Annotated in this window: 17 protein-coding genes; 4 read left to right on the top strand and 13 right to left on the bottom strand. The window is 32.5% G+C overall.

Features of this window, described 5'->3' with window-relative positions; genetic code table 11:
- Positions 1-118: 118 nt before the first annotated feature.
- The 7 genes from J3T98_RS00250 to hinT form a co-directional block, all read right to left on the bottom strand.
- Positions 119-250 carry a hypothetical protein gene (locus J3T98_RS00250; RefSeq protein ID WP_267361830.1) on the bottom strand — a complete coding sequence of 44 codons (132 nt, stop codon included), beginning with the start codon at positions 248-250 and terminating at the stop codon, positions 119-121.
- 447 nt (positions 251-697) lie between these two features.
- Complete coding sequence (locus J3T98_RS00245; RefSeq protein WP_267361829.1) at positions 698-1,396, bottom strand: WbqC family protein; 699 nt, start codon at positions 1,394-1,396, stop codon at positions 698-700.
- A gap of 31 nt (positions 1,397-1,427) precedes the next feature.
- Positions 1,428-2,504: a DegT/DnrJ/EryC1/StrS family aminotransferase gene (locus J3T98_RS00240; RefSeq protein ID WP_267361828.1), complete on the bottom strand. Its 1,077-nt coding sequence runs from the start codon at positions 2,502-2,504 to the stop codon at positions 1,428-1,430.
- 132 nt (positions 2,505-2,636) lie between these two features.
- Positions 2,637-3,878 carry a sigma 54-interacting transcriptional regulator gene (locus J3T98_RS00235; protein ID WP_267361827.1) on the bottom strand — a complete coding sequence of 414 codons (1,242 nt, stop codon included), beginning with the start codon at positions 3,876-3,878 and terminating at the stop codon, positions 2,637-2,639.
- Positions 3,859-4,905 carry a beta-N-acetylhexosaminidase gene (gene nagZ, locus J3T98_RS00230; protein ID WP_267330182.1) on the bottom strand — a complete coding sequence of 349 codons (1,047 nt, stop codon included), beginning with the start codon at positions 4,903-4,905 and terminating at the stop codon, positions 3,859-3,861. Before nagZ ends, J3T98_RS00235 begins: the two co-directional genes overlap by 20 nt.
- On the bottom strand, positions 4,905-5,510 hold the full coding sequence (locus J3T98_RS00225) for a penicillin-binding protein activator LpoB (protein WP_267361826.1): 606 nt from the start codon (positions 5,508-5,510) through the stop codon (positions 4,905-4,907). The genes nagZ and J3T98_RS00225 overlap by 1 nt, the downstream gene beginning before the upstream one ends.
- A gap of 5 nt (positions 5,511-5,515) precedes the next feature.
- The gene (gene hinT / locus J3T98_RS00220) at positions 5,516-5,863 is read right to left on the bottom strand and encodes a purine nucleoside phosphoramidase (RefSeq protein WP_267330180.1); all 348 of its coding nucleotides are present in this window, start codon (positions 5,861-5,863) and stop codon (positions 5,516-5,518) included.
- 358 nt (positions 5,864-6,221) lie between these two features.
- Between hinT and rpsF the strand changes: the two genes are divergently transcribed.
- The 4 genes from rpsF to rplI are packed head-to-tail and all read left to right on the top strand — an operon-like array spanning position 6,222 to position 7,604.
- Entirely contained in the window at positions 6,222-6,605 is a 384-nt protein-coding gene (gene rpsF / locus J3T98_RS00215) for a 30S ribosomal protein S6 (RefSeq protein ID WP_034882519.1), read from the top strand.
- Positions 6,589-6,900: a primosomal replication protein N gene (gene priB, locus J3T98_RS00210; RefSeq protein ID WP_065563076.1), complete on the top strand. Its 312-nt coding sequence runs from the start codon at positions 6,589-6,591 to the stop codon at positions 6,898-6,900. The genes rpsF and priB overlap by 17 nt, the downstream gene beginning before the upstream one ends.
- A gap of 4 nt (positions 6,901-6,904) precedes the next feature.
- Positions 6,905-7,132: a 30S ribosomal protein S18 gene (gene rpsR / locus J3T98_RS00205; RefSeq protein ID WP_025314965.1), complete on the top strand. Its 228-nt coding sequence runs from the start codon at positions 6,905-6,907 to the stop codon at positions 7,130-7,132.
- 22 nt (positions 7,133-7,154) lie between these two features.
- Positions 7,155-7,604, top strand: coding sequence for a 50S ribosomal protein L9 (gene rplI, locus J3T98_RS00200; protein WP_065563077.1), 450 nt, complete (start codon positions 7,155-7,157; stop codon positions 7,602-7,604).
- Between the two features lie 117 nt (positions 7,605-7,721).
- Here rplI and celB read toward each other — a convergent pair whose 3' ends face one another.
- The 6 genes from celB to J3T98_RS00170 all read right to left on the bottom strand — a co-directional run bounded on the left by celB (position 7,722) and on the right by J3T98_RS00170 (position 13,849).
- Positions 7,722-9,071 (bottom strand): PTS cellobiose transporter subunit IIC, encoded by a 1,350-nt coding sequence (celB, locus tag J3T98_RS00195; protein WP_267337484.1) that lies wholly within the window; start codon positions 9,069-9,071, stop codon positions 7,722-7,724.
- Positions 9,072-9,085: 14 nt separating this feature from the next.
- Positions 9,086-9,583: a hypothetical protein gene (locus J3T98_RS00190; protein WP_267361825.1), complete on the bottom strand. Its 498-nt coding sequence runs from the start codon at positions 9,581-9,583 to the stop codon at positions 9,086-9,088.
- Positions 9,584-9,594: 11 nt separating this feature from the next.
- Positions 9,595-9,936: a PTS cellobiose transporter subunit IIA gene (locus tag J3T98_RS00185; RefSeq protein WP_065563080.1), complete on the bottom strand. Its 342-nt coding sequence runs from the start codon at positions 9,934-9,936 to the stop codon at positions 9,595-9,597.
- Positions 9,937-9,938: 2 nt separating this feature from the next.
- Positions 9,939-11,942 carry a BglG family transcription antiterminator gene (locus J3T98_RS00180; RefSeq protein WP_267330178.1) on the bottom strand — a complete coding sequence of 668 codons (2,004 nt, stop codon included), beginning with the start codon at positions 11,940-11,942 and terminating at the stop codon, positions 9,939-9,941.
- Between the two features lie 133 nt (positions 11,943-12,075).
- The gene (locus J3T98_RS00175; RefSeq protein ID WP_065563107.1) at positions 12,076-12,393 is read right to left on the bottom strand and encodes a PTS cellobiose transporter subunit IIB; all 318 of its coding nucleotides are present in this window, start codon (positions 12,391-12,393) and stop codon (positions 12,076-12,078) included.
- A gap of 25 nt (positions 12,394-12,418) precedes the next feature.
- A complete protein-coding gene (locus J3T98_RS00170; RefSeq protein WP_267361824.1) occupies positions 12,419-13,849 on the bottom strand; it encodes a 6-phospho-beta-glucosidase in 1,431 nt (476 codons plus the stop codon).
- Between the last annotated feature and the right edge of the window lie 141 nt (positions 13,850-13,990).

The following is a 13,990-nucleotide window of genomic DNA, read 5'->3' as shown; positions in this document are numbered from 1 at the left end:
ACAAATCAAATATTAATTCATTTGAATTTCTTAAATATTTATCTAAAATTTTATAATTATCTATCCTCTTATATTTAATTTTTGATAATTAATATAGCTCATCAAAACTTTAGTCAATTTAGACATTGATTTTATTGGATGTTTTTTTAACTTTCATCAATTGATTGAAAATATAGATAATCATTCCCCCCTCATCCCAACGAATTAATAAATGACTGCAACGTTCATGAGAATATTCTTCATCTAACATTTTATCTAATTTCTTTTGGCAAAATAAAATTCCACCATCAGGTAAGCTAAAAAATTTTCTAGGGCTATAAAAAGAAGCTAAGCTAGCCGAAGGAGAATAAAAAGCTTGAGAATTATCAACAATTAAAATCGGATATTTTTATATAATTCAATAACTGTACGTTCACATAATCCAAAATAATTGGAATACAAAATAAATTCATTTGATTGAAAACATTCATTAGGCAAAAGCTTTTCATTAATATTAAAAAATGCAATTAAACAATCTTCTAATTCGATTGATTCAATCAATTCATGGCATATATATGCCGGCACAATTAATTTTCTAATATTGCAAACTTGTATGATATACCTTAGTGAATTTCGACCTGTATTTAGTAGAATTCCATTATTATGATACGATCCATTACCCCTACATTCAAATTGAAAATACCCTTCTATTGAATAATTAGATGACCTCATAGTCATTTAGCATGTCTTTTATTGAAGAAGGGGAATTAAACATTAAAACATCAATTATTGAAAGATTAGGGATAAAATTGTTATTAAATTGCTTATAACTTATATTATTCATTTTTACAAAACTCAATTTTAAATTTCGCTTTTCAAAATTCGCTTTATCATATAAGTCTTGTCCACCAATTGCATTGTAATACTTATCTCCATTCAACAATTCACAAATATGTATAATCTTAGCCTCAGCGCTTAAAGAATTATCTTTATTTAATTGTGAAGATAAAAGTATTTCCGTGTTAATATTAATATATTTTTTAATACTTTTTATAGAATAAACTAATTTTTCAGATACCAATTCATTTTCGTAAAATAAAGTATTCTTAACAATTGGAAAAACATCATTGAAATATGGTGCCTTTTTATATGAAAGTTCTATGGTTTTTAAAAGTTTTTCTTTATCTTTTTGTATAGGAGTAACTTTAATTTCATTTATTAATAATGACGATGAAGCACCTTCTAGAGGTAATGTAATTAGGTGTTTTTTACCATTTAATAAGATATTATTCCTATTTATCCAACCTCTTATTATATAATTCACATCATCATAAATAACATATTTATCTACAGCATTAATTAATTGCCAATATCCCATGTAAGGGAAAAAATAAGGTTGCATTATACCAATTTTCATCACTTTCCTTCCAAAATTTAAATTTTTAAAATCAATCAGCACTATTTCTTATAATATCTACAATCATCCTTTGTTCATCAGCTTTAAGTCCCACATAAAGCGGTAAACATGCTATTCGTTTCGATACATCCTCAGAGAATTCACATTTTTTATAATTTAAATAAGGTAATTGATTCAAACTTGGATAGAAATAACGTCTTGGATAAATATCATTTTTATTTAAAGCAGCAAAAACATTTAGAAGCTCATCTTCACATTTGAAAAGAACAGGATAATAGGCATAATTATATTCTAATTCTAATTGAGTTTTAGGACGCTTTAATGAATTATCTAGTAATTTATCATAAAGTATAGAACTATTTTTACGTTCAGAAATAATGTAATTAATATAAGGAAAATTAGCTAGCCCCATAGCTGCATGAAACTCTGATGCTTTCCCATTTATACCTAATTGATAATGTTTATCGCCATTGTGACCAAAACGTTTTGCTAAATCTAATTTCTTACTAACTTCAGGATCTTTAATAATACAAGCTCCACCTTCAACAGTATGAAATAATTTAGTTGCATGAAACGAGACTGTTGAAACATCGCCATATGAAAGTAAAGATTTTCCCTTATATTTAGCTCCAAAAGCATGTGCACCATCATATATAACTTTAAGATTATATTCTTGTGCAATTAAATCGATTTCTTCAATATTACACGCATAACCAAAAACATGCACACTCATAATTGCTTTAGTTTTATTAGTAATGGAAGATCGAATTTTTTGTGTATCAATTGTGAAATTGTCTGCTTCTACATCTACGAATACAGGAGTACAACGCTCCCATAAAATGCTGGAAATAGTTGCAATATAAGAAAAGGGAGTTGTTATAACTTCACCTTCAGTAATATCTAAAGCATTCAGAGCTAATTGAAGAGCAATAGTACCATTATTTAAATATTGAAAATCCCTTACATCTAAGTATTCTCTCATTTTAAGTTCAAATTCTTGAACACAAGGACCTTGATTAGTTAATACACCTCTTTCCCAAACGCTTTTCAATATATTTGAATATTCAGGAAGTGTTGGCATAAAAGATTTTGTTACATAAATACTCACTAATTACCTCCCACATAAAAAGGATGTTTTTAGTTACCTAAAAAAAGTATCAACCATTAGCTTTGTTTACGCATCTTATGTTAAATTTAAAGATATAGAAAATGATTAAAAAATATTTATATAAAAAAAATTTTACCTCCTTACCTTATAATCGCGTAACTTATTAGCAATCGCAGTATGCGATACACCCAATCTTTTTGCGAGTTTTCTAGAGCTTGGATATTCGGTATACAAGCTTTTTAAAACTTCTTTTTCGAATTGTTTGGTCATTTCATCAAGTGTTTTATTTTCGATATCATTGATCCAAGAAACTTGGGTCGATGTTATCGTAGGTAGAACAATATCTTTTACTGTTAATTGTGATGATGTCAATTGAGATAATGCGGAATAAAGTACATTTTTAAGCTGTCTTACATTACCTGGCCAAGAGTATTGGGTTAAGTAAGGAATAACATCCTGACTCACTTTTGGCGGGGTAATACCTTGCTTATTAGCAAATTCATCAATGAAAATATGAGTAAGTGGTTCTATGTCATCCTTGCGCTCTTTTAGTGAAGGTAAATTTAAAGACAATACATTCAAGCGATAATAAAGATCTTTCCTAAACTTTCCTTGTTCCACTAACTCAGCTAAATCAACTTTAGTCGCACAGATGATTCTAACATCAACGTAAACTTCGTTATCGTCACCTACTCTTCGAAAATATCCATCATTAATAAAACGTAATAATTTGGTTTGCATTTGGAATGACATCTCATCAATGCCATCAAGTAATACAGAACCACCATTTGCTTGCTCAAAAAAACCTTTTTTACTTTCAACTGCTCCAGGATAAGCGCCTGCTGCATGTCCATAAAGTTCACTTTCAACAACATCATCGGGCATTGCTGCACAATTTAAACCTAAAAAAGCTTTATCACCCCTAGGGCTATATTGGTGACATGCGCTAGCTAATAAATCTTTACCAGTCCCAGTTTCACCAGTGATTAGTAATGGTTCTCGTTGCACCGAAAATGCTTTAGCTTGAGCAATCAACTTTTGCATAGCTTGACTTTGAACGGCGAAAATATCAAAAGCATGACTGCCAACAACATTGATTTTTGATAGTCGTCTTTTTAAATATTCAACCGGTTGTAAAACAAAAGTAATTTTGAATGATTCTCGGACTTTTTGCAATAAAAAATACTGCGAATTTAAAACAATAATAGCATCATCATGCTGAGCTAAATTGAATGCGGCATCCAAATTAAATACATTTTGATAATCAAATTTTTGATTTAAATTCAATGAATTAACAGAAAATAGCGCTTTTGCTACATTATTATAAGCCAACAGTTTTGAATTATTATCGATTTCAATGATGGCTGCTTGCATTATAATTTTCCCACTTTTCATTTAACTTCATTAAATTGTTATGACGAACTTGCCACTCATGGCTATTAATTAAGTCAACACAATTGATTTTAGTTGTCGTCAATAACTGTTTTGCTTTATCAGTTAGTAATGATTGTTTTTTATTTAAATTAGTCAACGCATCTAAAATAGCTAATGTGCCATTGCGGTTATTACATGCCAATAATAAATCACAACCAGCATTAAGTGCAGCTTCTGCTCGTTGAGCATGATTACCTAAAATCGCTGCACCTTCCATTGATAAATCATCCGAAAATATAATGCCATTAAAATGTAATTGTTCACGTAATACAGTTTTAAGCCAAAATGCTGATCCGCTGGCTGGTTTATCATTAAATTCAGGATAAATGACGTGAGCGGGCATAATGGCATCAAGTTTCTTTTCTGCGATCAATTTTGCAAAGATCTGCATATCATTTTCAATAAGTGCTTTAGAGCGATGATCAATTGGTGTTTCTTTATGAGAATCAGCAATCACATGACCATGACCGGGAAAATGTTTACCCGTTGTTTTCATCCCTGCACAATGCATACCATCAATCATAGATGATGCAATTTGATAAGCAATATTGATATCTGAATGAAAGGATCGACTACCTATTGCTAAACACTCATGGCCTAAATCTAATACCGGCGCATAACTAAGATCGATATCGTAGGCAATCAATTCTATAGCCAACAACCAGCCAGCATCAAAGGCCAATGATTTAGCCTGTTCGATATCATTAAGCAATGCGAATGATTGAGCAGGAGGAATATGGGTAAAACCTTTTTTAAAACGTTGAACTCGCCCCCCCTCATGATCGACCGAAATTAATAAACGCTCAGATGTGGTAGCACGAATCTGTTTAATCAGTTCAGTTAATTGTTCTGGATCTTCGTAATTACGACTAAATAAGATGATACCTGCAACCAACGGATTTTGTAAAAGCTTTACATCATCATTAGTTAACGATGTTCCTTGCACATCAATCAATAAAGGCCCCATTACTCCGCAGCCCCTTGAACATTATCCGATGGCACATCTTTTGATGTTACCCGTTGTAAAATTTCACCAGTTTGCGTTGAAAGTAATTCCATAGAAAGATTTGCATTATCATTTTCTGATGGAGATTTATAAAGTGTAGTAAAAAGCACATATCCAGCATTCATTGATTTTGCTAAACCTATCATTTTGCTTCGTGATACAAGTTTATCATCAGCCGAAATACCTAATGCTTGTTTGGCTCGGTTGATAGATTGCCTATCAGCGACAGTAAAAAGATTTTGTTTATTCATTAAGCTATGTAACGTTTCATCAACCTGATTTGTTGCTAAATAATCTCCACTGCGATTTTGAATGTCACTAATCAACAAAACTTTATTGGCTTCAATTGAGGATGAAGATTGCATTATTTTATTTACAAGAGGTGATAAAATTGTATTCCAATCAATTGTCTTTGTAATCTGTGGAGGCGTATCTACTACACCTGGATCACTCGGTGTTTCAATTGGGGCTTTAACTTCAGTTTTTTGATTAGAACCTAAAAGTTGACAACCAGCCAAGCTTAAAGCCAGCATACTAATTACTGCGGTACGTTTAAACTGTTTCATATAAGTTAACCTATTAATCGCCCTAAATTTTTACCGCCCAATAAATGCATATGAATATGAAAGACTTCTTGTCCCGCATCCTTATTACAATTCATAATTAAACGGTAACCACTTTCATCAATACCTTCCTGCTTGGCAATTTTAGCTGCCACTACCACCATATGACCAAGCAAAGCTTCATCAGACGCTTCTATATGATTTATGGTTGGAATTAATTTATTGGGAATAATTAAGATATGTGTAGGAGCTTGAGGAGAAATATCTCGAAACGCAGTAACCTTATCATCTTGAAAGACGATATCAGAAGGAATTTCACGGCGAATAATTTTACTAAAAATGGTTTCTTCAGCCATATAAATACTCCCTAGAAAAATAGCTATTAATCTTAAATTTTTATTCTGTTAAGAATAGCATACTTTAATGACAAAAATGTATAGATATCGTTACATTTTTATATTTACGCTTCATATTTTGATAAAAAAAGTTGAGGAGCGGGGTTTTTGAGGGAGCTAGTAGCCGTTTTTTTGATGATTAAGATTATATTTTGCTCGTAAATAGCCAAATCGCATTTTTATAACTTATTCATTTGTTAAAGAGATTAATTTGATATATAATGCGCCGTCGATTTCAACCGCTTAATTTTCATGTTCCTTGCTTTCAATGGGTTGCGGTTGCCCCGACAGAAAGCTGATTAATCCGTAGGGAGCGATAATGCGTCATTACGAAATTGTATTTATGGTTCACCCAGATCAAAGTGAACAAGTACCTGGTATGATTGAACGTTATACTGGTACATTAACCACTGATGGTGGAAAAATCCATCGTTTAGAAGATTGGGGGCGTCGCCAATTAGCCTATCCTATCGAAAAACTGCATAAAGCACACTATGTGTTAATGAATGTAGAAGCTACTCAAGAAGCAGTAAATGAACTTGAAGATAACTTCCGTTTCAATGATGCAGTAATTCGCAGTTTAATTATGCGCACAAAACACGCTGTAACTGAAACATCACCTATGCTAAAAGCTAAAGATGAACGTCGTAGTTCAGAAGAAGATTATAGCGATGTAAACATGGACGATGATTCAGAAGAATAATCGTTTAGTTTTGTCGGGCTTGGTCACCAAAACCCCGATAAAAAAAATGAGTCCCAGTGGGATTTTACACTGCCAGTTTTATTTAGAACACGTTTCTGAACAAATCGAAGCAGGATTCCCAAGACAAGCATGGTGCACAATGCCAGTTATTGTCAGTGGACAACAAGAGTTAAGTTACAGTATTAAAAAAGGCAGCAAAGTATTAGTAAGTGGCTTTATCAGCACACATACTAAACGAGATAAAACCAGTCAATTAGTTTTACATGCTGACCAAATTAAACTATTAGGAGAATAGCCAAATGGCACGTTATTTCCGTCGTCGCAAATTCTGCCGTTTTACAGCAGAAGGCGTTAAAGAAATTGATTATAAAGATGTTTCTTTATTAAAAAGCTATATCACAGAAAGTGGTAAAATTGTACCAAGCCGTATCACTGGTACTAGCGCAAAATATCAACGTCAATTAGCTCGCGCTATCAAACGCGCTCGTTACTTGGCATTATTACCATATACTGACAACCATCAGTAATTAGCAACAGAGGGAACATATAATGCAAATTATTCTACTCGATAAAGTTGCTAATTTAGGCAGCTTAGGTGATCAAGTTAATGTTAAAGCGGGTTATGCTCGTAACTTTTTAATTCCACAAGGTAAAGCAGTACCTGCGACTAAAAAGAATATTGAATTCTTTGAAGCGCGTCGTGCTGAATTAGAAGCAAAACTAGCAGAAACGTTAAAAGCCGCAGAAGAGCGCGTATCTGAAATCAATGCATTAGGTAAAGTAACTATTACTTCTAAAGCGGGTGATGAAGGTCGTCTATTCGGTTCAATTGGTACTCGTGATATCGCTGATGCAGTTAAAGCTCGTGGTATTCAAGTATCAAAAAGCGAAGTTCGCCTGCCAAATGGTGTATTACGTACTACTGGTGAACACGAAGTGTTATTCCAAGTACATAGCGAAGCTTTTGCTAAAATTATTGTTGAGATTATTCCTGAATAATCATCAGATAATAGCAATAAAAAAACCCGTTTACTATAACGGGTTTTTTATTATATCAATTTATTTTTCTATCTATTACTACCTTAACAAGAATAATTCATTAAACGATTTTGTGACTTATTCTTCAGTTTGAACTTCAGTTTCTGATTTTACTTGTTCTTCTTTATAAAGTTTATTGTCGTACATTTTGACAAACGGCAAATAAATCACCAAAGCTAATATTGCTGAAAGTATCGCAACAAACATAGCACGATAATCACCACCGGTACCAATAAATGCCCCTAATCCCATTGGTGATGGCCACGGCACTAGCGCAATAATAGGATTCATAAAACCACTACTTATAGCAAAATAACCTAAAGTACCACAAGCCATTGGCGCTAATAAAAATGGTATGGCAAGATATGGGTTATAAACTATCGGCATACCAAAAATAATTGGCTCATTGATATTAAAGATTGCAGGAACTGCTGAGGCTCGACCTAAAATTTTCAATTGACTCGACTTAGCACAAAAAGCAATAAAGAATGTCATAAGAAGTGTAGAACCTGAACCACCTAAAATAACCAAAGAATTGTTAAACTCTCCCGCAAATGGAATATGAGCACCACCAACGTTTTCATTCATATTAGCCAGCATTATTGGTGTTATAAAAGCACCAATGATACTTGCACCATGAATACCTACAACCCAAAGCGCATGAATTAAAAATAAAATTACCATAATACCAAGCCAGCTTTTAGTCAAATTGGTTACAAAGGTAAATGGAACACCAATAATATCGAAAATATCAGTACCAAAGAAAATTAAAATACCGTTTAAAATAATAACTGTAAAAGCAATAACAAAGGTTGGAATTAGTGCAGTAAATGAGCGTGATACACCTAATGGAACGGTCTCAGGCATTTTAACCACCCAGTTACGACGTACACAGAGGAAATAAAGTTGAGTTGCCACAATAGCCATTACTATTGCAATAAAAATACCCGAAGTACCTAATCGGAAAACAAATGGTTGTAATCGTAATCCATTGAAGACTTCACTTTGGTCACTAAGTAATACCATAGAACCATTTTGTAGAACTAATTCCGGTAAAGTCATAACAAAAGCAAATACTGATAACATAGCACCATTAAGCGCATTCACTTTTAAACCGGTTTCTTCTTCCTCAATTTTGGTTAATTCATAACCAACTACAATGTTAAAATAAAGCGCCAATATTCCCATTGTCGCTGTGTTCGCAATCATATAAAGATCGCTTACTTTGAAAATGGTATTTTGGAAAAGAGTTTCTAATCCAGTAAATGTCATTGGTAATGTATTAAATACTAAAAACATCGACCCAACGATACAAAAAGGAACTGATGCCATCCCCGCTGCCATTACTGCCCTTACAATCTTAAACTGCGATATTTTAGCCATCGGAGTCATTAGATATTTTTGTAGCAACACAAATCCGGTATTCATTTTGTTTTCCTCATTTAATTAATGATTTCTTGATAAGCTTGAATTCTTTTAAAATGTTTATCCTCATTACGTTCGATTTTTTTCAATTTTATTAATATAAGAATTGTAAAAACTAAACTTGTTAACATTATTCCCAATAGTATGTTTATGGCCTCTTGTGAATTTTTTAAGAATGGAAAGAAAAAGTGAAATAATGGAGTGAATATCGAAACAATTAACGCAATGATAGATATCAACATTATTTGATAAAATAAACTTGCATAGCGTAGATGGTTTTTATGATTTCGATAAAGTTTTATTTGCTCAAAACTGGTTAGCGTAGCAAGTATTATGAGCATAATAGGTAGCACGATAGCTATAGAAAAACTTCCCATCAAAAAAACTGCCCAATAGAGATTTATAAACAAAAAAAATGCTGTAGCATAACGAACCGCTAAAAAGCGATTAAAATAGAGGTTAGTCAAACTAACTTTTTTATGTAATTTAAGTTGGCTTTCTAGTGGTGTATTCATCTCAAACCTCTTTATTGATTTGATAACTTATATGTTTGTTGATATAGATGGGACATCTCAATAGCTATTTCTCTCAATGTCATTGTCGTCATCAAATGATCTTGAGCATGAACCATAATGATTTCCATCTCAATTTTAGTGCCACTTGCATAAGATTGAAGCAATTCAGTTTGAGATTTATGTGCTTCTAAAATCTCATGATTGGCTTCTTCAAGTAACTGCGTTGCTTGTTCGAAATTAGCCTCTCTCATCGCTTTAAATGCAAGGTGAATTTTGGTTTTGGCATTACCACTATGCAAAATAATATTGAAAGCAGTAATTTGAATATCCTCCGAGCTCATTATGTCAGTCATTGCTACGCTCCTTTTTCAATTAATTGGATAAAGTAAGATTTGAATTGATTAAAATCGGTAATTTTTAACATTGCATCTTGCATAGCTAAATCATCAATTAAATTGACAATCGCTTTGGTCATCATAGCTAAGTTGGAATTTTGGTATATTGATGGAGAAATCATAAAAATAAACTTAACATCTTGATAATTTATATCCCAACTCACACCTTGAGGAATAACAGCAATCGCTATTTTGGCTATCTTACCTACTGGAATAGCTGGATGAGGAACCACTATGGTTGGACTAAAGATTATTTCACCTAACGCCATCCTTTTTTCCATCTGTTTTTTCATCTCTTGCTTAAAGTTCTTTGATTCATTGATAGATAATAAATCAAGCAAATGATCCAACACGGCTTGTTTAGATGGTTTATTGGGACACAAGTAAAAATAATCAGCAGCAATTTCATCAAATACTTGAGCTATATATTTTGAATGATTCTGTTTTTTATCATCAATTGGTAAGAAATTTTTGGGTAATGAATTGGGGGTTTGTCTATGAGAAAGATATCGGCGAATTGCTTGAACATCTTCCTCACAAAAAAATACAGAGACATGAAATACTGGTACTTTAAATACTTTGGATGATAAATCGACAGAAGAAATAATAAAATCGATATCATTTAACATCCCTTGTTCTATTTCATAATAACCACGTGTTGCTATAATTTTTACTCGCTCATCAAATTCACTTTCTACTCGATTTTTAAGTAATTGTGCACTACCAAGCCCCGTTGCGCAGATAATTAATACTTTAGCTTTCTGTTCATTTTTTAATTTTTCCAGTGATGCTAAAAAATGAAGTGCTAAATATCCCCACTCATCATCAATGACGTCATATTTATTTAAATTGGGTAGTTGATTGAAATAATGTTTAACTAACCCAAAAACTTCACCATATTGGCTTTTAATTTCATCTATTAGAGGATTTTCTAATTTTATATTCTGTGCTAAACGCACAAGCATTGGTTTTAAATGCTGAATTAACCCATTTTTCAACTGTTCATCATGCCAAAAAGGATAGCCTGTTTCTTGTTCAATTTTTAAAAGTAAATTAGTTAATAAAGCGCCAAGTTCTTCATCAAGATCGTCTTGGATTAAATTTGATTTACTCATCAAATGTAGCGTAAGGTACATTTGCTCTTCTTTAGGAAAATGAAAACCAATTATCGATTCAATACGAGCGATGATTCGATTAGCAACTTGATATTCAATAGCTGAATCAGCTGAAACAAGTAAATCAAGATTTTGGATTGTAAGCCCCGACTGCAAACGTTTAATACTTAATGACAAATGTAGGACTATATTTTGAATCATTACATCAGATAATTTGATATTCGCTTCACGACACTCATCTAAAATAATGATAGTTAAGGTATCAAAGCTAATTGCTTCACATGCTTGATTAAAATAGGATAAATGGTGTAAAAAATTGATTGAATCCTCATGAAAAAAGTAACTCATAATAAAATGACGTTTAGCTTTTTCTTCACCATCAACATAAATTAAAGAATGGCTTTTTTTAAGCGTGAGTTCATAAGGTTGTAATTGGGACTTAATTTCCGTAATATCTTTATTCAATTGGGATGAGCTAATAAATAGCTGTTCAGATAATGCTTCAACATCAATTTTTTGGCTTTCAAGTAATAATAAATTAAGGATATAGTGCTTTCGTTCACTTGCTTCCCGGCATTGGGATTTCTCAATATTTTTATCTAATAAATGATATTCAATCAAAAATAAATTAAATGCAGTTCGATCTAATATTTCAAGTTGAAAACCATAGCCTTGTTTACTAACAATATTACCGCCATTGCGTTCTATTAATGTTTTTAAATCTTTAAGATAGGTACGTACAGTACGATCTGATAACGATAATTCCTCCGCGAGTTCTTGACTACTTTTAAATCCATTTTTGGAACGAATTAATAAACTAATAAGTTCTCGTTGTTTTTGTTTTATCATTATCTACTATACCTTAACTATTAATGAGAATTATCCTAAAAGATCAAGTCATTAAAATATAAGCTACTTCAATGATGCGATTATTAAACTAAACAATCGCATCAAGAACGGTAGAACTCAGATTTGCCTAAATTTAATTAATATTGTCCTCAACTAATTTAGCTAGTTGTTCAATACCAGATTGAATTGGAATATAAGCCTGAAAAGGAATACTCACAACAGGTTTACCCACTTCATCACCTAATGCTTTTAATTTATCAAACATCATCATGGTTTGCGGACTAATTAAAAACAGTGAAAAATCACTATTTTTAATTTTATTACTACCTTCAGTTGCAGATACCGCATCAAGTTCAATAGGTACATTTTTACTAGCAAAAAATTCAGTTACCTTTTTGGCCATAAGCGATGATGACATACCCGCTGCACAAATAATTAACGCTTTTTTCATAACTTCTCCTAATGAATTTAAATCGTTATAAGGTTTCACCATTTGACTCAATGACTTTTTTATACCAAGCAAATGAATCTTTACGGCTACGTTTTAAGGTTCCATTACCTTTATTATCTTTATCAACATAAATAAAGCCGTAACGTTTTTCCATTTCACCAGTTCCAGCTGACACTAAATCAATACAACCCCATGGAGTATATCCCATCAAATCTACACCATCTTCTTCAACCGCTAACTTCATTTGTTTAATATGTTCTCGTAGATATTCAATACGATAACTATCATGAATACTTCCATCAGCTTCAACTTTATCATATGCACCAAATCCATTTTCCACAATGAAAAGCGGTAAATGATACATATCAGTTAGCCAATTTAATGTGTAGCGCAAACCTTCCGGATCGATCTGCCACCCCCAATCAGATTTTTTAACGTATTGATTACCAATTAAATCGGTTTTTTCATTATATTCATAGTTATCTGATTTTTTTCTAATCGCATTAGACATGTAATAACTAAAACCAATGTAATCGACTGTACCGTTTTCTAATACTTCGAGATCTTGGCTTGTAACGTCTAATTTAAAGCCTTTGCGTTGCCAGTATTTGATAATATGATTAGGATATTGACCATGAACATGAACATCAGTAAAGAAATACTTACGTTCCATGACTTTTTGAGCCATTAAGATATCACCTGGTTTACAGGTTTCCGGATAGATTGGCACAACAGCAATCATACAACCAATTTGAAAATCAGGATTGATAGCATGACCTATTTGCACCGCTTTTGCGCTTGCAACTAATTCATAATGTGCAGCTTGATACATGATTTCTTCTCGGTTATCACCTGCTTTGTAATAAATACCTGAGTTAGTGAAAGGCGCAAAATCTTCATTAAAATTAGCTTGGTTATTGATCTCATTAAAGGTCATCCAATATTTCACTTTATTTTTATAACGATCAAAACAGACCTCAGCAAAGCGAACAAAGAAATCAATTAATTTACGATTACGGAAGCCACCATATTCGGTAACTAGATAATAAGGTAATTCAAAGTGCGAAAGGGTAACAACCGGCTCAATATTATATTTTAAACATTCATCGAAAAGATCATCATAAAACTTCAACCCTTCTTCATTTGGTGCAAGCTCATCACCTTTCGGGAAGATTCGAGTCCAAGCAATCGAAGTTCGAAAACATTTAAACCCCATTTCAGCGAAGAGTTTAATATCATCTTTATAATGATGATAAAAGTCGATAGCCTCGTGATTAGGATAATACTCACCAGGAATGATTCCTTCGGTAATTTTTCGATAACTTTTAGGCGATCCAACAGTCATCACATCGGCAACACTAGGCCCCTTACCACCAGCTTGCCAAGCACCCTCTAATTGATGAGCAGCAACCGCACCACCCCATAAAAAATCTTTTGGTAAACCTTTATTATTCATGATCAAGCACCTGTATTATTAAGAATTCAAGTTAAGTATAAAAGGAAAAAAATCGAATTACGAACCAATATTTTCCGTATTGATAAGGAAAATAGATATGCATTGCTGGAATGTCCTAAACATAATTAGGACATATTTAGA

Origin of the sequence: Gilliamella sp. B2772 (assembly GCF_026536985.1) — a bacterium.
GTDB classification, from domain to species: domain Bacteria; phylum Pseudomonadota; class Gammaproteobacteria; order Enterobacterales; family Orbaceae; genus Gilliamella; species Gilliamella apicola_E.
This window is presented reverse-complemented; position numbering and strand designations above follow the sequence as displayed.